Source organism: Streptacidiphilus sp. MAP12-33, from assembly GCF_041261265.1.
Taxonomy (GTDB): domain Bacteria; phylum Actinomycetota; class Actinomycetes; order Streptomycetales; family Streptomycetaceae; genus Streptacidiphilus.
This window is the reverse complement of record NZ_JBGCCA010000003.1, coordinates 101,173-124,732: the sequence shown is the minus strand read 5'-3', so window position 1 is coordinate 124,732 and position 23,560 is coordinate 101,173. Positions and strand designations below refer to the sequence as shown.

At 73.2% G+C, this 23,560-nt stretch carries 23 protein-coding genes; 12 read left to right on the top strand and 11 right to left on the bottom strand.

The genetic code is table 11. The features are described 5' to 3' along the window. The first annotated feature begins 61 nt into the window (after positions 1-61). The 3 genes from ABH931_RS04990 (at position 62) to ABH931_RS04980 (ending at position 4,591) form a co-directional block, all read left to right on the top strand. Complete coding sequence (locus ABH931_RS04990; protein WP_370110260.1) at positions 62-1,042, top strand: ABC transporter ATP-binding protein; 981 nt, start codon at positions 62-64, stop codon at positions 1,040-1,042. Next, a complete protein-coding gene (locus ABH931_RS04985) occupies positions 1,039-2,394 on the top strand; it encodes an ABC transporter permease (RefSeq protein WP_370110258.1) in 1,356 nt (451 codons plus the stop codon). The genes ABH931_RS04990 and ABH931_RS04985 overlap by 4 nt, the downstream gene beginning before the upstream one ends. 133 nt (positions 2,395-2,527) lie before the next feature. Next, on the top strand, positions 2,528-4,591 hold the full coding sequence (locus ABH931_RS04980) for a carboxyl transferase domain-containing protein (RefSeq protein WP_370110256.1): 2,064 nt from the start codon (positions 2,528-2,530) through the stop codon (positions 4,589-4,591). Positions 4,592-4,605: 14 nt separating this feature from the next. On the opposite strand, the gene ABH931_RS04975 is transcribed toward ABH931_RS04980, so the two are convergent. Further along, positions 4,606-5,238 carry a LysE family transporter gene (locus ABH931_RS04975; protein ID WP_370110254.1) on the bottom strand — a complete coding sequence of 211 codons (633 nt, stop codon included), beginning with the start codon at positions 5,236-5,238 and terminating at the stop codon, positions 4,606-4,608. Between the two features lie 390 nt (positions 5,239-5,628). On the opposite strand from ABH931_RS04975, the gene ABH931_RS04970 reads away from it, so the two are divergent. The 3 genes from ABH931_RS04970 (at position 5,629) to acs (ending at position 8,900) form a co-directional block, all read left to right on the top strand. Then, positions 5,629-6,159: a histidine phosphatase family protein gene (locus tag ABH931_RS04970; RefSeq protein WP_370110253.1), complete on the top strand. Its 531-nt coding sequence runs from the start codon at positions 5,629-5,631 to the stop codon at positions 6,157-6,159. A gap of 81 nt (positions 6,160-6,240) precedes the next feature. Then, positions 6,241-6,873 carry an acetate uptake transporter gene (locus ABH931_RS04965; RefSeq protein ID WP_370110251.1) on the top strand — a complete coding sequence of 211 codons (633 nt, stop codon included), beginning with the start codon at positions 6,241-6,243 and terminating at the stop codon, positions 6,871-6,873. A 23-nt stretch (positions 6,874-6,896) separates the two neighbouring features. Beyond that, positions 6,897-8,900, top strand: coding sequence for an acetate--CoA ligase (acs, locus tag ABH931_RS04960; RefSeq protein WP_370110250.1), 2,004 nt, complete (start codon positions 6,897-6,899; stop codon positions 8,898-8,900). A 10-nt stretch (positions 8,901-8,910) separates the two neighbouring features. Here acs and ABH931_RS04955 read toward each other — a convergent pair whose 3' ends face one another. Continuing rightward, positions 8,911-10,455 carry an FAD-dependent monooxygenase gene (locus ABH931_RS04955; RefSeq protein WP_370110249.1) on the bottom strand — a complete coding sequence of 515 codons (1,545 nt, stop codon included), beginning with the start codon at positions 10,453-10,455 and terminating at the stop codon, positions 8,911-8,913. A gap of 88 nt (positions 10,456-10,543) precedes the next feature. Here ABH931_RS04955 and ABH931_RS04950 point away from each other — a divergent pair, with 88 nt between their 5' ends. The 3 genes from ABH931_RS04950 (at position 10,544) to ABH931_RS04940 (ending at position 12,350) form a co-directional block, all read left to right on the top strand. Next, a complete protein-coding gene (locus ABH931_RS04950) occupies positions 10,544-11,185 on the top strand; it encodes a TetR/AcrR family transcriptional regulator (protein WP_370110248.1) in 642 nt (213 codons plus the stop codon). A 173-nt stretch (positions 11,186-11,358) separates the two neighbouring features. Next, a complete protein-coding gene (locus ABH931_RS04945; RefSeq protein WP_370110247.1) occupies positions 11,359-11,739 on the top strand; it encodes a hypothetical protein in 381 nt (126 codons plus the stop codon). Between the two features lie 134 nt (positions 11,740-11,873). Continuing rightward, positions 11,874-12,350 (top strand): hypothetical protein, encoded by a 477-nt coding sequence (locus tag ABH931_RS04940; protein WP_370110245.1) that lies wholly within the window; start codon positions 11,874-11,876, stop codon positions 12,348-12,350. 7 nt (positions 12,351-12,357) lie between these two features. Here ABH931_RS04940 and ABH931_RS04935 read toward each other — a convergent pair whose 3' ends face one another. The 6 genes from ABH931_RS04935 to ABH931_RS04910 all read right to left on the bottom strand — a co-directional run bounded on the left by ABH931_RS04935 (position 12,358) and on the right by ABH931_RS04910 (position 18,691). After that, positions 12,358-12,834, bottom strand: coding sequence for a (2Fe-2S)-binding protein (locus tag ABH931_RS04935; RefSeq protein WP_370110244.1), 477 nt, complete (start codon positions 12,832-12,834; stop codon positions 12,358-12,360). 11 nt (positions 12,835-12,845) lie between these two features. Beyond that, positions 12,846-15,152, bottom strand: coding sequence for a molybdopterin cofactor-binding domain-containing protein (locus ABH931_RS04930; protein ID WP_370110242.1), 2,307 nt, complete (start codon positions 15,150-15,152; stop codon positions 12,846-12,848). Positions 15,153-15,235: 83 nt separating this feature from the next. After that, a complete protein-coding gene (locus ABH931_RS04925; protein WP_370110240.1) occupies positions 15,236-15,880 on the bottom strand; it encodes an HAD family hydrolase in 645 nt (214 codons plus the stop codon). Beyond that, the gene (locus ABH931_RS04920) at positions 15,877-17,100 is read right to left on the bottom strand and encodes an acyl-CoA dehydrogenase family protein (protein WP_370110239.1); all 1,224 of its coding nucleotides are present in this window, start codon (positions 17,098-17,100) and stop codon (positions 15,877-15,879) included. Before ABH931_RS04920 ends, ABH931_RS04925 begins: the two co-directional genes overlap by 4 nt. A gap of 11 nt (positions 17,101-17,111) precedes the next feature. Continuing rightward, positions 17,112-17,759, bottom strand: coding sequence for a TetR/AcrR family transcriptional regulator (locus tag ABH931_RS04915; protein ID WP_370110237.1), 648 nt, complete (start codon positions 17,757-17,759; stop codon positions 17,112-17,114). Next, on the bottom strand, positions 17,756-18,691 hold the full coding sequence (locus ABH931_RS04910) for an alpha/beta fold hydrolase (RefSeq protein WP_370110236.1): 936 nt from the start codon (positions 18,689-18,691) through the stop codon (positions 17,756-17,758). The genes ABH931_RS04915 and ABH931_RS04910 overlap by 4 nt, the downstream gene beginning before the upstream one ends. 109 nt (positions 18,692-18,800) lie before the next feature. On the opposite strand from ABH931_RS04910, the gene ABH931_RS04905 reads away from it, so the two are divergent. Next, on the top strand, positions 18,801-19,451 hold the full coding sequence (locus tag ABH931_RS04905; RefSeq protein WP_370110234.1) for a tetratricopeptide repeat protein: 651 nt from the start codon (positions 18,801-18,803) through the stop codon (positions 19,449-19,451). A gap of 159 nt (positions 19,452-19,610) precedes the next feature. Here ABH931_RS04905 and ABH931_RS04900 read toward each other — a convergent pair whose 3' ends face one another. Continuing rightward, complete coding sequence (locus ABH931_RS04900; RefSeq protein ID WP_370110232.1) at positions 19,611-20,831, bottom strand: cytochrome P450; 1,221 nt, start codon at positions 20,829-20,831, stop codon at positions 19,611-19,613. Next, the gene (locus ABH931_RS04895; RefSeq protein ID WP_370110230.1) at positions 20,821-21,555 is read right to left on the bottom strand and encodes a tRNA-dependent cyclodipeptide synthase; all 735 of its coding nucleotides are present in this window, start codon (positions 21,553-21,555) and stop codon (positions 20,821-20,823) included. Before ABH931_RS04895 ends, ABH931_RS04900 begins: the two co-directional genes overlap by 11 nt. 164 nt (positions 21,556-21,719) lie before the next feature. Between ABH931_RS04895 and ABH931_RS04890 the strand changes: the two genes are divergently transcribed. Next, positions 21,720-22,475 carry a GntR family transcriptional regulator gene (locus ABH931_RS04890; RefSeq protein WP_370110228.1) on the top strand — a complete coding sequence of 252 codons (756 nt, stop codon included), beginning with the start codon at positions 21,720-21,722 and terminating at the stop codon, positions 22,473-22,475. A gap of 206 nt (positions 22,476-22,681) precedes the next feature. Next, the gene (locus ABH931_RS04885) at positions 22,682-23,215 is read left to right on the top strand and encodes a hypothetical protein (protein WP_370110227.1); all 534 of its coding nucleotides are present in this window, start codon (positions 22,682-22,684) and stop codon (positions 23,213-23,215) included. Here ABH931_RS04885 and ABH931_RS04880 read toward each other — a convergent pair. Further along, on the bottom strand, positions 23,197-23,556 hold the full coding sequence (locus ABH931_RS04880) for a VOC family protein (protein ID WP_370110224.1): 360 nt from the start codon (positions 23,554-23,556) through the stop codon (positions 23,197-23,199). The two genes, ABH931_RS04885 and ABH931_RS04880, sit on opposite strands and share 19 nt — an antisense overlap. Between the last annotated feature and the right edge of the window lie 4 nt (positions 23,557-23,560).

Genomic DNA, 23,560 nt, shown 5'->3' with positions numbered 1-23,560 from the left:
TCCCGCCATGGGACGGGGGCCCGGCGCTCCCCAGCCGAGGAAGGTACGGAGGAAGGTACGGATGGACACGACCATCGCCGTGCGAGGCCACGGCATCACCAAGGTCTTCGGTGATGTCGTCGCACTCGACCACGTCGACCTGAATGTGGCGCAGGGTCAGATCCACGGCCTGGTCGGCCCCAACGGCGCGGGCAAGACCACGCTGCTGGGCCTGATGCTGGGCCTGGCCACCGCCGACGAGGGAGAGCTGGAGATCCTCGGCACCCCGGTCGGACGCGGGCTTCCCGCGCCGGAAGGGGTCTCCGGTTTCGTCGACGGCCCCGGCCTCTACCCCACCCTGACCGCCCGCCAGAACCTGGCGACCCTCCTCACGTTGCTGCCCGACGACGCCCCCGCCGGGAACGTCGACGAGGCACTCGACCAGGTGGGACTCACCGCGGCCGCCGACCAGAAGGTCCGCGGCTTCTCCCTGGGCATGCGCCAGCGCCTCGGCCTGGCCGCGGCGCTGCTGACCAAGCCGCGACTGCTGGTGCTCGACGAGCCCTCCAACGGCCTGGACCCGGTGGGCAAGAAGCACGTGCACGGGGTCCTGCGCCGACTGGCCGCCGAGGGCACCACGGTCATCCTGTCCAGTCACCGGATGGACGACCTGGAGGCTCTCTGTTCCGAGGTCACGATCCTGTCCAGCGGGCGCATGGTCTTCTCCGGGCCGGTCAAGAAGCTCTCCGACGACGACCGGGCACTCGACTACCGGCTGCGCGTCACCGAACCGTCCGCCGTGCGCGCCCTCGCGCTCGAGACACCCGGCGTCACCCTGGTCGAGGCCTCCGACGCCGCGGGACACCCGGACTCCGACGTCATCGTCGTCCGCACGCGGGTGACGGCACTGGACCAGCTCGTCGGGCGGATCGTCCGGGCGGACCTGGCGGTCCGCGAACTGGCGCCCGTGGTCTCGCCGCTGGAGGCGGCCTTCCTCGCCCTGACCGAGCAGCAGCCCCTCACCGAGCAGCAAGCCCTCACCGAGCAGGAGCCCGGCCGATGACCGTGACCGCGACCACCACCGCCGGAACCCGCAAGGCCGCCCCACGCCGCGCTGTCGGCGACGTGGTCCGGTTCGAGCTGGTCAAGCAGTTCTCCTCCTGGCGGGTGCGGCTGCTGCTCCTGGTCTGCTGGCTCGGTCCCGGCCTGCTGGTCTTCGGGATCGACCAGCAGAACACCCTGCCCTCGGACACCCTGTTCGGCCGGTGGATGCACGCCACCGGCTGGGCCGGCTCCCTGGTGGTGCTCGGGTTCGCCGGCACCTGGGCGCTGCCGCTGGTCACCTCGGTCGTCGCCGGTGACGTGTTCGCCTCCGAGGACCGGCTCGGCACCTGGCGCCACCTGCTCGTCACGGTCCGCTCGCACCGGCGGATCTTCGCGGCCAAGGCGATCGCCAGCGTCGCGGTGATCGGTCTGCTGGTGGCCGGGCTGGTCGTCTCCGGCATCGCAGGTGGGCTGCTCGCGGAGGGGAACCAGCCGCTGGTCGGCCTCGGCGGCCAGCTGCTCTCCGGCGGCGACGCGGGGAACAGGGTGCTGCTGGCGTGGCTCTGTGTACTGGCGCCGACGCTCGCCCTGGCGGCCATCGGGCTGCTCGGCTCCGTCGCCCTGGGCCGCTCCCCCATGGGCCTGCTGCTGCCCATGCTGGCCGCCCTCGGGATGCAGGTGGCGCAGATGCTGCCGCTCCCGGTCGCGCTGCGCCTGGCGTTGCCCGGCTACGCCTACATCTCCTGGAACGGTCTGTTCGCCGCGCCCCAGCAACTCGGCCCGCTGCTGATCGGCGTCGGGGTGAGCCTGGTGTGGGCGGTCGTCGCGACGGCGCTGGCCTACTGGCTGTTCGTGCGCCGGGACTTCACCAACCTCAACAACGACGGCGCCGGTCGCCGGGTGCTGACTATGGGCATCCTCCCGCTGGCGGGCCTGCTGGCCGTGACGACCGGGATCGTCGCCCTCGCGACCGGATCGGGCGACTCCGGCATCACCCAGGACAAGGTCCAGCGGTCGGTGGCGGCGGTGTTCGCCCAGCTCTACCCGTTCCAGCAGGAGCAGATCCATCAACCGGCGCCGACCGCTGCCCAGTTGCACACCTCAGCGGTGTGCAGCAAGAGCGAGGGGCTCGGCCCCCAGACCGGACCGGGCAACGACTGGCGCTGCACGGTCTCCTGGGTCGTCCCCGGCACCAACGTGAGCACCCAGGCCGTCTACCAGCTCAACGTCACCGCGAACGGCCGGTACGCCGCGGACGGGGACGGTCCGGTGCAGGTGAACGGCTACTTCCTGATCATCAACTCCGGCAAGGCGTCGCCGAACCCGCTGTGGCAGTTCGACGGCAACGTCGACCTTCTCCCCGGCCACTGAGTTGCGGGAGTGACGCGCGCCACCACCGGAATCCAGCGGAACACCACCCGCACCCGCATACGCTCCCCACAGACGACGTCTCGGGCCGGGCTCCCTCCCCCGGCCCGACCGCCACGACGCTGGGGAGCACGAAGTGACGACCGGTCGGCCCGCGACCCCCGCCCCGCACCCCGAGGTGCCCTCCGCGCTGCGGTTCGCGCACCGGCTCGTGGACGCCGGCAGCTGGACCGGCTGGGACACACCCCCGCGCGGCAATCCCGCCGAGGGCCGCTACGCCGACGAACTGGCCCGCGCGCGGGAGCGCAGCGGCGGCGCGGACGAGTCGGTCCGGACCGGCGAGGGCCGCGTCGGCCGCCACCGGATCGCGCTGCTGATCGGCGAGTTCGGCTTCCTGGCGGGCTCGGTCGGGGTGGCGGCGGCGGACCGCCTGCTGCGCGCCGTCCGCAGGGCGACGGCGGAACGCCTCCCGCTGCTCGCCTGCCCCGCGACGGGCGGCACCCGGATGCAGGAGGGGACGCCCGCGTTCGTGGGCATGGTCCCGATCGTCGCCGCGCTCGCCGCGCACAAGGCCGCGGGCCTGCCGTACCTGGTCCACCTTCGCCACCCGGTCACCGGCGGCGTCCTCGCCTCCTGGGGCTCCCTCGGCCAGCTCACCACGGCGGAACCGGGCGCGCTGATCGGCTTCCTCGGCCCACGCGTCTACGAGGCCCTGTACGGCCAGGAGTTCCCGCCGGGCATCCAGCAGGCGGAACACCTGGCCACCCACGGCACGGTCGACGCCGTCCTCGACCCGGAAGCCCTCCGCGCCTGGGTGGCCGACACCCTCCACATCCTCTCCCCGAGCACCCCCCAGCCACCCACTCGGACGGCTGGAACCACGGACGTCATCCCCCCGGCGGCGGACGCGACGGCGCCGGGCACCCAGACGGCTGGGGCCCCGACGAGTACCACGCCGACGGCGGACGCGCGGGATACGGACGCGACGGCGCCGAACATGCACCCGACCGGCGGCCCGGCAGGCGCCTCCTCGACGGCAGGCGCGCCCGGCGCGGCAGAGGCCGCACAGGGCGCGGACACCGGCGGCCCGGCAGGCGCCGCAGGCGCCACGTCGGCGGCGGGCGTGATGGCGGCGGGCACCCATACGGCTGGGGCCCCGGCGAGTGCCACCCCGACGGCGGACGCGCGGGATACGGACGCGAAGACGCCGAACATGCACCCGACCGGCGACCCGGCAGGCGCCTCCTCGACGGCAGGCGCGCCCGGCGCGGCAGAGGCCGCACAGGGCGCGGACACCGACGGCCCGGCAAGCGCCGCAGGCGCCACGGCGGCGGCGGGCGTGACGGCGGCGGACGCTCATGGGGCCCCCGCGGGCGGCGCAGGCGGCGCTCTCGGTGCCGGGGGCGGGGACCGCGCGGTGGGCGCCGGGGATGTATGGGAGTCGGTGCAGGTGACGCGGGTGTCCGGGCGGCCCGGGGTGGTGGAGGTGTTGGGGACCGCCGAGAAGGTGGTCCGGTTGATCGGGACGCAGGCCGGGGAGCGGGACGAGGCGATGGCGGTCGCGCTCGCGCGGTTCGGTGGTGTCGGGTGTGTGGTCGTCGGGCACGACCGGGCCGCCGCCGCGCGGCAGGGGCGGCAGGTCGGCCCCGGGGGTCTCCGCGCCGCCCGGCGCGGCATGCGGCTGGCCGCCGAGCTGGGCCTGCCGCTGCTGACGGTCATCGACACCGCCGGGGCCTGGCTCAGCCAGGAGGCGGAGGAGGGCGCGCTGGCGGGCGAGATCGCCCGCTGCCTGCAGGAACTGACGACGGTGCCCGTTCCGACCCTGAGCGTGCTGCTCGGCCAGGGCACCGGCGGCGCCGCGCTCGCCCTGCTCCCGGCGGACCGCGTACTGGCCGCCGAGCACGCCTGGCTGACGCCGCTGCCGCCCGAGGGAGCCTCGGTGATCCTGCACCGCACCACCGCCCGCGCGGCGGAACTGGCCCGCGCCCAGCGCATCGGCGCGCCCGACCTGCTGCGCGACGGCACCGTGGACCGGATCGTCCCCGAGCCGGACTCCGCCGCGGGGTTCGTCGACGCGATCGGCGCCGCGATCCGCGGCGAGCTCGCCGCGCTCGCGCCGGTGGCCGGTGTCCACCCGGCCCGACTCGCCCAGCGACGCGGGCAGCGCGGCTCCGCGTTCGCCCGGCGGGAGCAAGGCTGACGGGTGCGCTCGGGTCACCCCGGCAGCAGGCGGACCGCCAGGGCGAGGATGACGGCGCTTGACACCAGCGAGGTCCACAGCCGCCCGCGGGGACCGGTCAGCGTCCGGCCGAGCAAGGCGCCGCCCCCGGCGAGCAGCAGCTGCCAGCTCGCTGACGCCGCGAAGGCGGCGACGACGAAGAGCGCCTTGGCCGAACCGTCGGGCAGGGTTCCACTGCCGCCCTGTCCGGCCAGGACGAGAGCGGCGAAGTAGACCACCGTCGCCGGGTTCAGCAGGGTGATGCCGAGGAAGCCGAGGTAGGCGCGGAGCGGACCGGTCGGCGCGGTCGTGTCCCGCCGGGCGAGGTCATGGTTGCGGTGGCGGCGTACGGCGACGACCGCGCCCCGGCAGGCGAGGACGACGAGGACGGCCACCGAGGCCCAGCGCAGCGGGGTCGCCGCGGGGCGCAGGGCGGACGCGAGCGCTGTGCCGCCGACGACGGCGACCAGCGCGTACACCCCGTCGGCGCTCGCCACGCCCAGCGCGGCGGCGGCCCCGACCCGCCACCCCGTCCGCGCGGTCAGTGCGACCAGCAGCGCTCCGACGGCGCCCACCGGCATCGCGATCCCGTATCCGGCCAGCGCCCCGGCCACCAGCGCCGCGCTCATGCGCGCGGCGCGTGCGCGAGCCTCCCCGCACCCGCGGCCTGCTGCTGACCCGCGACCGCCCCGGCGGAGAGGGTCGGCGAGAACAGGGAGCGGCAGATTCGGGTCATACCCTGGATCCTCCAGCCCGCTGCCGCACCACGGCAACGCCTTTTCCGCGCCAGGCGCACGGACGCGAGGCGATCTCCGACCCGCACCCCGGCCTGGCGCACGAAGCGGGAGGGGCCGACTGCGGGCCGCGGCGCAGTGCGCGATCCGCGCGGCGGCCGGCGACGGGCAACGGGCAACGGGCAACGGGCAACGGGCAACGACCGGCGGCCGGGGGTCGCCCGGGGGTCGCCCGGGGGCGCGGTCCGCCTTGCGTCGGCCGGTGGGCGGCTTCAGGGTGGTGCTGTGTCCCACCAGCTGATCGTGCTGCGCCACGCCAAGTCCGCGTGGCCCGAAGGTGTGCCCGACCTCGAGCGGCCGCTCGCCGAGCGGGGGAGGCGCGACGCGCCGCGGATGGGCGGCTGGCTGCGCGACGCCGGGCTGCGGCCGGAGCTGGTGCTCTGCTCGCCCGCGCGGCGAACGCGGGAGACCTGGGCGCTGGCAGCCGCGGCGCTCCCGCCGGGCGAGGGAACCCCGACCCCGATCGTGGCGATCGAGCCCCGCCTGTACGCGGCGGACGTCGAGGAGCTGCTGGAGGTGCTGCGCGAGGTGCCGGCCGAGGTCACGACGGTGCTGGTCGTCGCGCACTTCCCCGGGGTGCAGGGCCTGGTGCTGGAGCTGGTCGGGCACCACGACGGCCCGGACCTGGACCGCCTGGGTGAGAAGTTCCCCACCGCTGGGCTCGCCGTCGTCAAGGTCACCTCCGGCTGGGCGGCGCTGCGCCGGGACGCGGGTACGCTCACGGCCTTCGTCGTTCCTCGGGAGCTTTCGGAATGAACCAGAAGCTATCGGGCATAAAGACGACGTAAAATTGGAATGCGCCAGGTCCTGATCGAGCCCCTCGAAAGGATCACGACCATGAGCACCGAAACACCCACGCCGTCGAGCAGTCCGCTGACGGCGGCGCCTCCTGCCCCTTACGCCGATCCGGCCCCGCTCGGGCTGGCCGGCTTCGCGCTGACCACCCTCGTGCTCTCCTTCGTCAACGCGAACATCATCAAGGAGGGCGGAGCGATCCTCGTCGTCCTCGGCCTGGCCTCCTTCTACGGCGGGCTCGCCCAGTTCATCGCCGGCGTCCTCGAGTGGCGGCGCGGCAACACCTTCGGCCTGATGGCCTTCTGCTCGTACGGCGCCTTCTGGCTGTCCTACTGGTGGATCATCACCCACGTCTCCGCGGCGACCGGGGACGTACACCAGGCCGTCGGGCTCTACCTGATCGGGTGGACCATCATCACCGCCTACCTGACCCTTGCGGCGATGCGCACCAACCTCGCCGTGCTCGCGGTCCTCGCGCTGCTGACGATCACCTTCCTGCTGCTCGCCATCGGCTCGTTCCAGAACGGCACCCCGTCCCCGGACGCGATGACCAAGGTGGGCGGGTGGTTCGGCATCGTCACGGCCGCGGCCGCCTTCTACGCCTCGGCCGCCGTCGTGGTCAACGCCCAGCACAAGCGCACCGTGCTGCCGCTGCCCACGCTGCCCGGCAGCTGACGGCAGGAGGGAGCAACCGGACCATGACTGCGGAAGCGGGAGCACCGGACCCGAAACGGACCGGCGCCCAGGAGACGCTCTCCAACCTGCTGCACGAAGGACGTCGCTTCGCCCCGCCCGCCGCACTCGCCGAGCACGCCAACCTCCGCGCGGACGCCTATGCGGCGGCCCGCGCGGACCGGCTCGGCTTCTGGGCGGAGCAGGCCCGGCACCTGCACTGGGACCGGGAGTGGGACGAGGTGCTGGACTGGAGCGGCGCGCCGTTCGCCCGCTGGTTCACCGGCGGGCGGCTCAACGTCGCCTACAACTGCGTGGACCGGCACGTCGAGGCGGGCCACGGCGACCAGGTCGCCCTGTACTTCGAGGGTGAGCCGGGTGACCGGCGCGCGGTCACCTACGCCGAGCTGCAACGTGAGGTGTGCCGCGCGGCGAACGCGCTCACCGAGCTGGGCGTGGTGGCCGGGGACCGGGTCGCGATCTACCTGCCGATGATCCCGGAGGCGGTCGTCGCGATGCTGGCGTGCGCGCGGATCGGCGCGCCGCACTCGGTGGTCTTCGCCGCCTTCTCCCCCGGCGCGCTGCGCTCGCGCATCGACGACGCCCGGGCCAAGGTGCTGATCACCGCGGACGGCTACCACCGTCGCGGCACGATCGTGTCGCTGAAGCCGAACGCCGACGAGGCCGTAGCGGCCGACGGCGGGGCGCAGAGCATCGAACACGTGCTCGTGGTGCGCCGCAGCGGGCAGGAGGTGCCCTGGACCGAGGGCCGGGACGTGTGGTGGCACGAGCTGACGCAGCGCCAGCCGGACACCCACCGGGCCGAGTCCTTCGACTCCGAGCACCCGCTGTTCATCCTCTACACCTCCGGCACGACGGGGAGGCCCAAGGGCATCCTGCACACCACCGGCGGCTACCTGACGCAGGTCAGCTACACCCACCGGGCCGTGTTCGACCTCAAGCCCGACACGGACGTGTTCTGGTGCACGGCCGACGTCGGCTGGGTGACCGGCCACTCCTACATCGTCTACGGTCCGCTGGCCAACCGGGCCACCGAGGTGCTCTACGAGGGCACCCCGGACACCCCGGACCAGGGCCGCTTCTGGGCCAACGTGGACCGCTACGGCGTCAGCCTCCTCTACACCGCGCCGACGGCGATCCGGACCTTCATGAAGTGGGGCACCGAGATCCCCGCCCGCTACGACCTGTCCTCGCTACGGCTGCTGGGCAGCGTCGGCGAGCCGATCAACCCCGAGGCGTGGATCTGGTACCGGGAGAACATCGGCCGTGACCGGTGCCCGATCGTGGACACCTGGTGGCAGACCGAGACCGGCGCCATGATGATCAGCCCGCTGCCGGGCGTCACCTCGACCAAGCCCGGCTCGGCCATGACGCCGCTGCCCGGCATCTCGGCCGAGGTGGTCGACGCGGACGGCCGCCCCGTCCCGAACGGCGCGGGCGGGCTGCTGGTGCTGGACCAGCCGTGGCCCTCGATGCTGCGCGGCGTCTGGGGCGACGAGGAGCGCTACCGGCAGACCTACTGGGCGCGCTTCGCCGACCAGGGTTACTACTTCGCGGGCGACGGCGCGAAGAAGGACGAGGACGGTGACATCTGGCTGCTGGGCCGGGTGGACGACATCATGCTCGTCTCCGGGCACAACATCTCGACCACCGAGGTGGAGTCCGCGCTGGTCTCCCACCCGGCGGTCGCCGAGGCGGCCGTGGTGGGCGCGGCCGATCCGACGACGGGTCAGCGGATCGTGGCCTTCGTCATCCTGCGCGGCGGCAACGTGGAGGACGCGGACCTCGGCGAGACGCTCAAGGCGCACGTCGCCAAGGAGATCGGCCCGATCGCGAAGCCGCGTCAGATCCAGGTGGTGCCGGAGCTCCCGAAGACGCGCTCGGGCAAGATCATGCGCCGCCTGCTGCGCGACGTGGCCGAGGACCGGGCACTCGGCGACACCACGACGCTGACGGACGCCTCGGTGATGGAGCTGATCGCCGCCAAGCTGCCGCACGCGACGGAGTGAGCCGGACCGCTCAGACCGGGACGGCGAGGTGGGCCGCCACGGCGGCGAGCAGTTCCTCGCCGTCCACGGCGCCGACGTCCGTCACGTCGGTCGCCCAGCAGACGTAACCGTCCGGGCGGACGAGCAGGGCCGTCGCGCCGAGTTCACCGGGGCGGGCGGTCGCGCGGACCAGGTCGACGCGCTCCGGGAGACGGAGGCCGTCCGGGACGGCGGCGGCCAGGTCCAGCAGGACGGCGTGCCCGCGCGTGAGCAGCGCCGCGACGCTGGTCCCTCCCGCGTCGGTGCGCAGGCCGGCGTCCGGCACGCGCTGCCCGAGCAGTGGGTGGTCGCCCGGCACCGGGTAGCGCAGCGACAGTCCGGACAGCAGACCGGCGAGGTGGCGGTTGGCGTCGGGCAGGCGCAGCAGGTCGGTGACGATGTCGCGGAGCGCCATCAGGTCCTCGCCCGGCTGCGGGTCCGCGAGCAGCCGCTGTGCCGAGGTGTGGTGCAGGACCTGCGCGGCGACGGGGTGCCGCTCGGCGTGGTAGCTGTCCAGCAGCCCGTGCGGGGCCCGGCCCTGGACGGTGGCGGCGAGTTTCCAGCCAAGGTTGACCGCGTCCTGGAGGCCGAGGTTGAGGCCCTGGCCGCCGAGCGGCGGGTGGATGTGCGCGGCGTCACCCGCGAGGAGCACCCGGCCGGCGCGGTACTGCTCCAGCTGGCGGGTGGCGTCCGTGAACCGGGAGGCGTTCAGGACGGCACCGAGGGTCGTCCCCGGGCCGTAGACGGCCTGGAGCCCGGCGCTGATCTCCTCCTCGGTGACCGGGGTGTCCCGCTCGCGCCCGGATTCGTCGGACCGGGATTCGTCGGACCGGGATTCGTCGGACCGCGCGGCGTGCCCGAAGGTGAACCGGTACCGGTCGTCGCCGAGCGGCGCGAGCATGGCCCAGTAGCCGCCGCCCTGTCGCAGCAGCGTGCTCATGTGGCCGAGCTGCCGGGGCACCAGCTCCGAGGCGGCGGAGAGGCGGACGTCGGCGAGGACCGCGTCGTGGGTTCCGTCCCGGCCGGGGAACGGCAGCCCGAGAAGCTGGCGCACCGTGCTGTGCCCGCCGTCGCACGCCACCAGGTAGCGGGCCCGGACGGGCGGCCCGTCCTGTGCTGTCACCGTCACCGTCACCCCGGCCTCGTCCGGCGCGACCGCCGTGACGCAGGCGCCGCGGAGCACCCGGGCGCCGAGCGCGACGGCGCGCTCCTCCAGCACCTCCTCGATCTCGAACTGGGCGACCGCCAGCGGGAACGGGTGCCGGGTGTTCCAGGGGGTGCAGTCCAAAGGCACCGGCAGGCCCCCGAAATGCCCGCCGACGGGCTCGCGTGGAGTGGCCCTGCGGAGCATCGGCTCCAGCAGTCCGCGGGCTTCCAGCAGCTCGGCGCTGCGGGGCTGGATTCCGCCGCCCTTGACCTGCTCGACCCGGTGCGCCAGCCGCTCCAGCACGACGACCTGGACACCGGCCAGGGCCAGTTCGTAGGCCAGCATCAAGCCGGTCGGCCCGGCACCCACGACGACGACCTCGGTCTCCACGGCAGCTCCTTCGATTGACTCGCCTCGGTATAAATCTACACCAAGTGCAGAATTATCCCGAGGCACGTCCGCTGCTACCGTTTCCCGCATGGACGACAAGCCGGGGCTGCGGGAGCGCAAGAAGCTGCGGACCCGCGCGGCCATCTCCGACGCGGCGATCGCGCTCTTCCTCGAACACGGCTTCAACCAGGTCTCGGTGGCCCAGGTGGCCGAGGCGGCCGAGGTCTCCAAGCGCACGCTCTTCGCCTACTTCCCCACCAAGGAAGAGCTCGTGGTGCACCGGCTGGCCGACCACGAGGCCGAGTCGGCCCGCGTCGTGCGCACCCGCCCGCCCGGCACGTCACCCCTGTCCGCGCTGCGCGGTCACTTTCTCGCCGGACTGCAGGAACGCGACCCGATCACGGGACTCAACGACCACCCGATGGTGCTGCGGCTCACCCGGATGATCGACGACGCCCCCACGTTGCTGGCCCGGATGGACCGCTTCAAGGCCGGCGCCGAACGGGCCCTCGCCGACGCCCTGCGCGAGACCGCCGACCTGCCCGAGCTCACCGCCCGGCTCGCCGCCGTCCAGATCGTCTCGGTCCAGTGGACGCTCTCGCGGGAGAACGCGGCCCGCCTCGCGGGCGGCGAGAGCGCGGACGCCCGCCACCCGGGCGCGGTGGCCGACGCCGAGCAGGGCTTCGCCCTGCTGGAGCACGGGCTGGGCTCACTCGCCCCCCGACGCTGACACGGCAGCGCCCAACGGGCGGGTCGGCAGGCGGGTCCGGCAGGCTGCCGCAGGTGGGCTCCGCCGATCGGGTCGAGCTGCCCGGCCGCCGCGCGTCGCAGTCGGGAGGGCGGGGCTGTGCGGCCGAGACTCGGCCGCACAGCCCGCTCCCGAGCATCTTGGAGGATCTTCCGATGAAGCGACTCTTTCCCGCCCGCACCGTGCTGCTGACCGGCGCGGCACTGGCCGTGGCCGTCGGGGTCGCCCCGCAGGCCGCCGCCGCAGCCGGCCCGGACGCCGACGCGGGGCACTGGCAGACGCTGTCGTGCGAGCGGGGCCAGGCCGCGTTCTGGGAGCCGCTGGACCGCACGCCCGGGATCTTCCTGCAGTGCGACCGCCCGGACGACGCCGCGAGCGCCGTCACCACCAGCATGATGAGCACCCGCTTCGAGCGCGAGAACGCCATCGCGGCGCAGCTCCAGCAGGACCACGACCTGACGCTCAGCGCCGAGGTGCCCTGCCGCGTCGGCGATCTCGCCTCCGTCGGCGGACAGTTCGGGCAGTGCGTGCGCTGAGCTCCGCCATCACGTCGCTCGTTCGGAGCAGTGACGACGTGTCCGCGCCAAGTGCGGGCGGGTGCGGGCCCACCCTGGTGGGGAGACGGCCGGTCCCACGGCCGGGAGAGCACGGAGGTGGCGGTATGAGGGTGATGGGCGGACGTGGATGGCGGGCGGTACTCGCCGTGGCGCTCGGTGTGGGCGGTGCGCTCGTCCCGGCGACGGCGGCCTCCGCCGCGCCGAAGCCGAAGCTGGTGCTGGCGGCCTCGCCGCTGGTGGCGGTGCGCACCGGAGGCCGCTCGGTGGTGCACGAGGAGCTGTGGAACCTCGGCAAGGCGCCGGAGAGCGCCCCGGTGCTGCTGGGTGTGCACCTGCCGCCGGGGGTGTTCGTGACGAACCTCCCGGCCGAGTGCACTCCCCTGCCGTTCGGGCACACGGCCTTCTGCCACTTCCCGGCCGGACTGCGGCCCGGCCACGCGGACCGCGTGGACATCCCGATCGCCGTCGCGCACGGCCTGCCGCCCGCCCTGCTCTCCGGTCAGGCGGTCGGCGGAACCGGCACGGGCAGCACCGTCACCAAGGACGCCTGGGGCAGCCCGGACAAGTTCCTGCTGGCCGTGCTGCCGTGAGGCCCGCTCAGAACTGGTTCTGGGCCGAGAGGATCGCCTCCCTGATCCGGTGGTAGGTGCCGCAGCGGCAGATGTTGCGGATCTGGTCGAAGTCCGCGTCGCCGAGCTGTTGCCCGGCGGCGCGGGCCTGGAGGACCTTGGCCACGGCGGCCATGATCTGGCCCGGCTGGCAGTAGCCGCACTGCGGCACGTCCATGTCCAGCCAGGCCTGCTGCATCGGGTGCAGGTCCTTGCCGACCGTCGCGGGCAGGCCCTCGATGGTGGTCACCTGGTCCGTGGCCTGGACGTCACCGACCGGCGTGCAGCACGGGTTGAAGGCCTTGCCGTTGAGGTGGCTGGTGCAGGCCTGGCAGACACCGAGCCCGCAGCCGTACTTGGGGCCGGTCACGCCCAGGATGTCCCGCAGGACCCAGAGCAGTCGCACGTCGTCCTCGACGTCGACGGTGACCTGCTGCCCGTTGAGGACAAAGGTGTGCTGAGGCAAGACGTCGGCTCCTAGAAGGTGCGGCTGAGGCCGTCGGTGGGCGACTGCGGGATCGGCGGGACGGTCGGCAGCGGCGTGAACGCGAGCGGCTGGTCGTGGTTGATCGGGAACGTCGTCGGCATGGTGCCGGTGGCGCGCCCGTAGGCGCAGGCGACCGCCGCCATCGCCCCGGCCACCGCCAGCTCCCCCGCGCCGCCGGGGGTTCCGGTGGTCGGCGGCATCACGTGGATGTCGAGCTCGGGCGGGGTGTTCCACTGGCGGGTGTAGAAGTAGTTGTCCCAGCTGCCCTCCTGGAAGTGGCCGCCGGCCAGATGCAGGCTGGAGGTCAGCGTGAGGGCGATGCCGTCCATGATCCCGCCCATCATCTGGGCCTGAAGGCCCTTGGGGTTGACGGCCAGGCCCACGTCGACCGCACAGACGACCTTGGTGACCCGGGGGCCCGTCACCGCGTCCGGGATCTGCCGGTTGACGGTGGCGGGCGTGCAGTCGATCTCGGCGAGCACCGCGACGAAGCCGTGGTACTCGGGGTGGATCGCGATGCCCTGCGCGGTCCCGGGCGCCATCGTCCGCCCCCAGTTCCCCGCCTGGGCCACCTGGTCGAGGACGGCCACGGCCCGCGGGTCCTTCAGGAACTGGCGCCGGAAGTGGTACGGGTCCTGGCTCATCGCGGCGGCCAGCCGGTCGACGATCAGCTCCTGCGCGCAGCGGACGTTGGGCGAGTAGATGTTGCGCATGCTGCCGGTGTGGAAGCCGTTGTCGACCTCGGTCAGCAACTGGGTGGTGACGCCGAAGTTGTAGGGGGTCTGCTGGGTCAGCGAGAAGATCGTCTCGGAGAAGGTCAGGCCGCCGACGGGCAGCTTCGCGACCGAGGACGTGATGATCTCGCCGAGGCCGTGACCGAACTCGGTGGCCACCGAGGTGTGCCGCTGGTCCAGGGTGAGCACCTGGCCGAGCGTGTAGGTGGCCCGCACCCGGGAGATGGACATGGGGTGGGCCCGGCCGTGCCGGAAGTCGTCGGTGCGGTGCCACATCAGCCGCACCGGCTTGCCCATCACCTGCGAGACCTCCGCCGCCTCCAGCGCGGCGTCCTGGAACAGCTTGCGGCCGAACGAGCCGCCACCCTGGGTGACGTGGACGGTCACCGCGCTCACCGGCAGGCCGAGCTTGGCGGCGATCTCCTCCTGTGCGGTGATCGGCGCCTTGACGGAGGCCCAGATCGTCGCACTGCCCGGCTGCACGTCCGCGACCGCGCAGTTGGTCTCCAGCGCGCTGTTGCTGGCGAAGTGGAAGGTGAAGCGCGCGTCGACGGCCGAGGTCAGCAGTGGCAGCGGCGGGGTGACCAACGGGTTCTCGGCGGCCCGCAGTTCGGCGAGCACGCTCGCGTCGGTCGCCGCGTCCTCGCTGCCCGGCCCCCAGGTGACCTGCAACGCGCGGACCGCGTCGATGCACTGCCCGAAAGTGCGGCCGCGCACGGCCACGCCGGTGGAGACGACCGCGACGTCGGTGATCCCCGGCATGGCCTGCACGGCGGCCTGGTTCTGCACGGAGACGACGGTGCCGTTGATCGTCGGCGGCCGGCAGATCATCGCCGGCATGGCGCCCGCCACCTGCACGTCCATCGCGAACTGCTTGCGGCCGGTCACGGCGTCCAGCGCGTCGATCCGGTTCTGCGGCGTGCCGATGACGGTGAAGGCCGAGGCGGCCTTGAGCGTGACGGAGATCTGGAGGTTGGTCAGGCTCGCCGCCTTGACGGCCAGGTCGGCGTAGGCGAGGGAGCGCCCGTCCGGCGCGGTGATCACGCCCTGAAGGGCGGAGAGCGCGGACAGCGCCACCCCGAGCTCGTCCGCGGCGGCCTCCAGCAGCCGCTGCTTCGCGGTGGCCGCGGCGACGCGGACGGGGGTGTAGGTGGAGATGGTGGTGTTGGAGCCGCCGGTCAGCTGGTTGAAGAGCAACTCCGGTCGCGCGTCGGCGAGGGAGACCTGCACCTTGGACAGCGGAAGGTCCAGCTCCTCCGCGATGATCATCGCGGTGCTGGTGGTGATGCCCTGGCCGACCTCCGCGCGCGGGAGCGCGAAGGTCGCGGTGCCGTCGGGGTTGACGGTGATGGTGATCAGGCTCGACGTGGCGAGGGCGGCGTCGGTGAGCATGTCGTTCAGGTCGTACAGGTCCGCGGGCTCCGGCACCCCCGGCACGGCGGCCACGGCGGGCGCCGCGCCCTCACCCAGCTGCGCCGCCACGGTGAGAGTGGACGCCGCGAGCACATAACCGAGGAAGCGGCGCCGCGAGACACCTGTGGGCTGCTCTGTTTCGGTACTCATCCCTGCCCGTCCGTGTGACCCGACCCGCCATGGCAACTCGCCAGTAGGGATCTTGTCGGGTCCACGTCCGCAACGCTAGAGGTTCAACCAAAAGCCTGCGGAAACAGCAGCTCCAGGCTATGGATGGTGGACGCGCTCTCGACGTGGTGCAGGCCCCGGATGCCCAGCCGGGCCGCCCCGTTGAGGTTCTGCTCCAGGTCGTCGATCATGAGGCAGTCCTCCGGCGCGACACCGAGCCGTTCGCACGCGATCGCGTAGATCCGGCGTCCGGGTTTGCGCTCACCGACCTCGCTGGAGATCACCGCGACGTCGCAGAGCGACGGCAGGTCCACGTCGCGGTAGAGGTCGTCGCCCAGCGCGTTGGAGACCAGCGCCACCGGCACGCCCGCCGCGTGCAGGCGACCCACCGCCGCGACCATCGCCGCGTCGGGACGGATGCCCGCACTGAGCCCCGCCAGCAGGCCCTCCGCCGGGACGTCCGCGCCGCACGAGCGCAGCGCGTCCGCGAGGGCGGACTCGAAGCCGGCCTGCGGCAGGGCGCCGCGCTCGTGGGCGACCAGGGCCCGGGAGACCGTCTCGTCCTCCCGCAGCAGCCGCTCCACGGCGAGGCGGTCGCCCGTCACCCGCTCGGAGAAGGCCCGGAAGGAGGCGAAGATGTCGGTGGTGAGCACCCCGCCGAAGTCCGTGAGCACGGCCTTCGGCGGGACCTCGGTGGACTGCGCGGTCACGAGTGGGTGGCGGAACGGTACTTGGCGAGCTCCTGCTTGGCGATGGCCGCCTTGTGGACCTCGTCGGGGCCGTCGGCCAGCCGCAGCGTGCGCAGGTGGGCGTACATGCTGGCGAGCGGGAAGTCGTCGGTGACGCCAGCCGCACCGAAGACCTGGATCGCCCGGTCGACGATCTTCAGGGCGACGTTGGGCGCGGCCACCTTGATCGCGGCGATCTCGGTGCGCGCGGCCTTGTTGCCGACCGTGTCCATCATCCACGCCGCCTTGAGGGTCAGCAGCCGGATCTGCTCGATGTCGATCCGGGCCTCGGCGATCCAGTCCTGGATGTTGCCGCGGGCCGCGATCGGCTGCCCGAAGGTGGTACGCGACAGGGCACGGCGGCACATCAGCTCCAGCGCGCGCTCGGCCAGGCCGATGGCACGCATGCAGTGGTGGATCCGGCCTGGGCCGAGGCGCGCCTGGCTGATGGCGAAGCCCTCCCCCTCGCCCTTGAGCACGTCGGCGACGGGGACCCGGACGTCCTCGAAGGTGATCTCCGCGTGCCCCTCGCGGTCCATGTAGCCGAAGACGGGCAGGCCGCGCACGACGGTGACGCCGGGTGCGTCGATCGGGACGACCATCATCGACTGCTGGCGGTGGCGCTCCGCGGTCGGGTCGGTCTTACCCATGACGATCATGACGGTGCAGTTGCGGTGCAGCGCGTTGGAAGCGAACCACTTGCGGCCGTTGAGGACGTAGTGGTCGCCGTCCCGCTCCATCCGCATCTCGATGTTGGTGGCGTCCGAGCTGGCGACGGCGGGCTCGGTCATCGCGAAGGCGGAGCGGATGGTGCCGTCGAGCAGCGGCCGCAGGTACTTCTCGTGGTGCTCCGGCGTGCCGAAGAGGGTGAACACCTCCATGTTGCCGGTGTCGGGCGCGGCGCAGTTGCAGGCCTCGGGGGCGAGGTGGGGGCTGCGGCCCATGATCTCGGCGAGCGGCGCGTACTCGAGGTTGGTCAGGCCCGCGCCCCAGGCCGGGTCCGGGTGGAAGAGGTTCCACAGGCCGCGGCGGCGGGCCTCGGCCTTGAGCTCCTCCATCACCGGCGGCTGGAAGTTGGGGTCGCCCGAGGCACGCATCTGCTCCTCGTAGACGGCCTCGGCGGGGTAGACGTGGGTGTCCATGAAGTCCAGCAGTTCGGCCTGGTACTTCTGGGCGCGCTCGGACGTCTCGAACAGGGACACAGGATGCTCCTTCAGCTCGACGGCGGCGTGTGGCCGCCCGGTTCACGCAGTTGCAGGCCGTTGGCCCAGATCTGGTTGAGGGTCGTCACCAACCGCTCGAAGGGGATGCGCTGCTCCAGCACGTAGACCACGTAGGCCATGCGGCTGACCATGTTGGACAGTGCGAGCGCGGTGACCAGCGGGTCGAGCGAGGGGTCGGCCTCGCCGCGCTCCTGGAGCTGCCGGATCAGCCCGGCGTTGCGCTGGGCGAACGCGTTGCCCCGGTCCAGGCGCACCGCGCGGAAGGCCGGGTCGACCTGCGCCACCTGCTCGAACAGGCCCATCAGGCGGGCGTTCTCGCGGTAGGCGCGCAGGTACTCGCGGTTGGAGGCGTCGATCATCGCGCGGGTGTCGGTGATCCCGGTGCGCTCGCGCAGGTGAGGGTGGAGCATCTCCTCCCGCACCTGGGCGGCGACGGCGGCGAAGATCTCCTCCTTGCCCTCGAAGTAGGTGTAGAAGGAGCCGGAGGCCACCCCGGCGGCCTTGGAGATGTCGACGATCCGCGCGTCCAGATAGCCGTCGCGCTCGAAGACCTCGCGGGCCCCGGCGACGAGAGCGGCGCGGGTCCGCTCACCGCGGGCGCTGCGAGGCGCGCCTGCGGCGGAGTCGGGGGCGCTCACAGGGACCCCAGGAAGTCGAGCAGCGCGGCGTTGACCTCGGCGGGCCGCTCCTGCTGGATCCAGTGCCCGGCGCCGTCGAGCACCAGCTGCCCGCGCAGGTCGGTGAGGACGCGCCGCAGCCCGTCGGTCGGGCTGAACATGCCCACCGGGTCGCGCGAGCCGATGGCGAAGAAGGAGGGCTGGTCGACGGTGCCGCCGTCCAGGGGCTCCATCAGCTCCCAGTTGCGGTCGATGTTGCGGTAGTAGTTCAGGCCCCCGGTGAAGCCGGTCTCGTCGAAGGCGCGGAGGTAGACGGAGAGTTCGCCCTCGGCCAGCCAGCCCGGGCGGGGCGCGGCCGGTTCGTCGCGGGCCGCCCAGGCGGGGCCGGGCGCCTCGCGGGCGAGCAGGGTGCGGCGCAGGTCGGCGCGGAGCGCCGCGTCGGGCTGAGCGGGGTGCTGGAACCAGCAGATGTAGAAGTCCTCGCCAAGGCGCCTGCGCAGGATCGACACCGGGGCGACGGGCGAACGCGGCGCGGGCGGCACGCTCAGCCCGGCGACGGCGCGCACCCGCTGCGGGTGGAGCAGCGCCAGGTGCCAGACCAGGGCGGCGCCCCAGTCGTGGCCGACGAAGACGGCGTCGTCGAGGCCGAGCGCGCCGAGCAGCCCGACCAGGTCGGCGCAGAGAGTGGCGACGTCGTAGGCGGCGGGATCCTCGGGGCGCGAGCTGCCGCCGTAGCCGCGCAGATCGGGGACGATCACGCGGTGACCGGCGTCGGCGAGGGCGGCGACCTGGTGGCGCCAGGAGAACGCCAGCTCGGGAAACCCGTGGCAGAGGACGATTGGCGTCCCCTCCGCCTCGCCCGCCTCGTGGACGCGGAGCTCGATGCCGTTGGTGGCGACCTGGCGCGGGACGAGCTTCTCCCACGCGGCGAGGGCGCTGCTGTCGGTGGCCATGACGACGAAGCTAGTCGAACTTGACGTCGGATTCAATAACTGGCCCCACTGGGAACCGGTCGCGGCCGTTCCGGCCCCGTTGCCCCGCCCGGCTCGATACGCTCGCCGCATGACCTTCGACACCCGGCTCGACCAGGCCGAACACGACTACGAGCGGGCGGTCTTCGGTGGTGACCCCGGCGGCCTGGCGGGCGCCGAGCGGGGCCTCGACGCGGTGGAGGCCGACCTGGCGCTGGCCCGGGGCCGACTGGTCCATGCCCGCTTCGTCGAGGAGCGCGTCGAGGACACCCGGGAGCTGCCGCTGTTCGAGCGGGCGGCGGAGCTGTACCGGGAGCTGGGCGACGTGCGCGGCGAGGGCGAGGCACTGTTCTGGGTCGGCACGGTCCACCACATCGTCCGCGGCGACGCCGAGGCGGCGCGGCCGCACTACGAGGCCGCGCTGCGGCTCGCCACCCGGGCCGACGACCGCGTGACCGTCTCCTACGTCCTGCGCCACCTCGGCTTCGCCGCCCACATGGCCGGGCGGCTGGACGAGGCTCGGCAGCTCCTGGAGGAGTCGACCCGACTGCGCAGGGAGGCGGGCTTCGGGGCGGGTGTCGCCGCCAACCTCGTCGGGCTCGCCTACCTCGCCGCCCAGCAGGACCGGCTCGACGACGCTGCCGGGCTGCTCCGGGAGGCGACGGACCTGGCAGCGGACGGCGCCGCCCACGGCGTCACCCGGCAGGCCGAGAGGGCGCGCAAGGAGCTGGGCCTCGAGTGAGACCGCGCCCGCAGCTCCGGATGCTGCGGGCGCGGTTCAGGTGGTGCGGGGTTCAGGTGGTGCGGGGTTCAGGTGGTGCGGGGTTCAGGTGGTGCGGGGTTCAGGTGGTGCGGGGTTCAGGTGGTGCGGGGTTCAGCTACGGCCACCGGCCGCAGGTGGCTACCACAGCACCGGCAGGCGCTCCGGCAGACGCTTCATGTAGCCCGTGCGCCAGACCAGTTGCTCGATCGGCACGGCCAGCTCCAGCTCCGGCATCCGCTCCAGCAGCGTGGTGATGGCGATCTCGGCGTGCCGGCGCCCCAGTGCCGTCGCCGGGCAGTAGTGCTGCCCGCCGCCGAAGGAGAGGTGCGCGGCGCTGTTGGACCGGGCCAGGTCGATCACGTCCGGGTTCGGGAAGACCTCCGGGTCGCTGTTGGCGCCCTCGACCAGGACCAGCACCAGCTCGCCGGCCTTCACCAGCACGTCGCCCAACTGAACGTCCTCCAGGGCGAGTCGGGGCAGGCCGTCGCCGATGGAGAGGTTGACGCGCAGCAGCTCCTCGACCGCGGCCGGGGCCAGCTCCGGCTCCGCCCGCAGCCGCGCCCGCAGCTCCGGGTGCTGCAGCAGCGTCACGAAGGCCATGGTGAGGAACCCGGCCGTGGAGACGACGCCCGCGCCGAAGAAGGTGACGCCGACGGTCGCCAGCATCTCGTCCGTGAGGTGCGCGTAGTCCGGGTCCGACCGCAGCGCGGCCAGCTCCGCCATCAACCCGGTGGTGACCGGGTCGTCCAGACGCTCCGTCATATAGGAGATGTCGCGGTCCCAGTTGAGCTTGGCACCGGAGATCGGGCAGGCGGAGTTCATGAACGCGATGTCCAGGCTGGCCGCGAGCCTCGGCGCGTCCTCGAACGGGATGCCGAGGATGCGGCAGTGCAGCGCCTCCGAGTACGGGTTGGCGAGACCGTGCCGCAGGTCCGCGGGCGCACCGGCGGCCACCAGGCCGTCGACGAAGGCCGCCGCCTGCTCGCGCATCCACGCGTCCAGGCCCGGCGCCTTGGGGTTGATCGCCTTCAGCACCGCCTTGCGCAGTCCCGCGCCGGTGATGTTGCCCATGTTGTTGACGACCTCGGGCGGGATCGTCAGCGCGTACTGGCGCGGCACGCCCGGCGCGGAGGTGTCCTTGAGGCTGAAGCGCCGGTCCTCCAGCACCTGCTTGCACAGCGCGTGGGAGGAGACCAGCCAGGCCGGGTCGCCGGCGATGGTGCGCACCCGCTTGACCGGCTCGGCGCGCAACTCCTCGATCTCGTCGGGGAGTCGGTCACCGCGCCAGGAGAACGGGAAAGCGGGCAGCTCGCCCACCTCGATCGGCGACGTCTCGCTCGGCATCGTGTCAAGCGGCATTGCGGTGACCCCCTTCGGCGGCCGGCGTGACGATCGCGTGGCCCTGGTTGCGTGAGGCGCGCAGGCCGGAGCCGCGCGAGTAGAGCAGCTCCGCCAGCGGCAGCAGCTGGTGGTAGCAGTTGAGCGAGGACGGGACCCCGAGGATGGCCGGGCTGTCCAGGAAGAGCGGCGCCTCGGCGCAGATGTAGCGCAGGCACACCTCCCGCTGCCGGGCGGTCGCGGTGCGCCCCTCCCCCAGCACCTTGTCGTCCAGGTAGGCGCCGACGAGCTGGTCGATGACGGCGCGGAACTCGGCGTCGGTGTCCAGCCGTTGCCAGAGTTCGTCGTGCAGCAGCCGGTAGGCCGGGTTCTCCTGGAACTCCGACATGGCGTGGGACCTGATCCGGCCGGTGCCGTCGTCGGTCTCCTCGACGGCGGTGCGCACCTTGGCGCGCACCCCGCGAAGGTTCTTGATCGCCTTGCGGCGGGCGTCGTCCTCGCTGTAGCCGAGGGCCTCGTACATCTCGGCGACGAACAGGTCGGTGTGGACGAGGTCGACCTGGCGGAAGTTCTGCAAGCCCCAACGGGCCAGGTCGAACAGGCGCGCCTGGGAGAAGTAGCTGTTGCCGGGCGAGACCCCGATGACCGCGTGGTCGCCCTCCGCCTGGATCAGGGCGCAATGGGCCGTGAAAGGCCTGACTTGGAATAAGGTCTCGGTCGCTGCGTGCAAGATCTGCATCTGCATCTGCAAGAGAGGGAGTGTCCTTCACGTCGCGAGTCCCGATGGAGCCTCGTGCTCCTGGTGTGGCGACGACACGCGCAGTCAAACTTCCCACACGCTCCGTTGTCAACGTCCGTCCCGGGACGTGAGATCGGCACGATGGCGGTGGGGCGTGGGAGGATCGGGCCGTGGCGAACTCGCAGAGAACAGCGCGGTACCGGGAGCTTGCGGCCGCACTACGCGCCGAGGTGCGCAGCGGCGTCTACAGCGAGGGTGGCCGGCTGCCCAGCGAGGAGGCGCTGGCCGTCGCGCACGACGTCTCGCGCGGCACGGTGCGGCAGGCGCTGGCGCTGCTGCGCGCCGAGGGCGTCGTCACCTCCCGGCGCGGCACCCGGCGGGTGGTGCTGGAGCAGCCGCGCGTGCAGAGCTTCGCGGCGCTGTCGAGCTTCACGCGCTGGGCGCGCTCGCTCGGGGAGGAGCCCGGCGGCGCCGTGGTCGCCTCGCAGTGGCGGGCTGCGGACGCGGTCGAGGCGGAGCGCCTGCGGCTCGCCGCGGGGGCGCGGGTGCTGTGGGTGCTGCGGCTGCGCACGCTGGGCGGTGAGCCGGTGATGGTGGAACGGACGGTGTACCCGGAGCCGGTCGGCGAGCTGGTGGCGTCGCTGCCGCCCGACGCGGTCTCGGTGACGGAGGGCCTGGAGGCCCACGGCGTCGTCCTGGCGGACGCCGACCACACCCTCGACCTCACCCTGGCCGACGCCGAGGACGCCCGCCTCCTGGACTGCCCCCTGGCTGCCCCCCTGCTCCGCGAACGCCGCCGCACCAGCGACCCGACGGGCCTCCCGGTGGAGTGGTCCGAGGACCGCTACCGCGCGGGCACGGTGGCCTTCACCGTCCACAACTCCCTCGCCACCACGGCCCTGGCCCGCACCCGAGGCGACGCGTAATCCGCGGGACGGGCGGCAGCGGGGCAGAGCACGAAGCGGGGCGAGGCGCCGCGCAGAGCACGCGACCGGCCACGCCCGAGCGGAGCCCGGCGCAGAGCGCCAGTCCCCGGCAGCGTGGGCGGATCCGGCCCCGATGGGCCGGGTCCGGGCGCGGGTCCGGTAGGCTCCGGGGCCCGCGAGATGCGCGGATGCACGGGGGGTGCGGATTGAACACGAAGGAACGAGTAGCGGCCGCTGCGGCCGCCGGGCTGCTGCTGGCGCTGACGGCCGGCTGCACCGGAACACAGGCGCCCACGGCGCGGCCCAGCGGGACGGTGGCGGCAGGGCACAGCGGGCCGGCCGTCGCGCCGACACCGTCCGCGTCGGGGGCTCTGTCCGTCTCCTCGGCGGACCTGCAGCTGCTGGACGACTACACGACCACCTACGAGCGGGTCGGCGACCAGTCGGGCTCGGAGCAGTTCGCGGAGATCCCCCGCGTCGCCCCGGGCACGGTGGGCGTGTCCGCGCGCTGCTCCGGGACCGGCACCATCTCCGTGGTGGTCTCCGGCGTGGTCAGTTTCGACGTCCGCTGTGGCGACCCCGCCGGGGACAACGTCGACTTCGCCTCCTCGGACCCGCGCACCGACGTCCGGGCGCAGGTCGTCAGCCACACCACCGGCCGCTGGGCGTTCGGCCTCGGCTGGCGGCCCGGTACCGGCCAGCCGCCCCAGGACCAGTCGACTCAGCCGACCGTCCGCTGAGCCGCGGGCACCGCACCGAAGCCGAGCTCGTTGCCGTCCGGGTCGCGGTAGACGACCTTCCGCGCACCGTTCGGGTAGTCCTCGCGGAGCGCCGGCTCCACGCCGCGCTCCGCGATCGCGGCGACACGCGCGTCCAGATCGCCGACGAGGACCGTCTGGACGGCGTGGCCCGCGTGCGCGGGGTTCCGCCGCACGTACAGGTAGCGGTGCGCGGCCAGCTCCCAGACCGCCTCGACCTCGTTCGGCCGGAACGCCGGCCCGTCGCCCAGCACCGCCGTGTACCAGGCCGTCGCCGCGGCGAGGTCGCCGACGTACACGCCCGCGAACAGGTCGACCGTCACACCT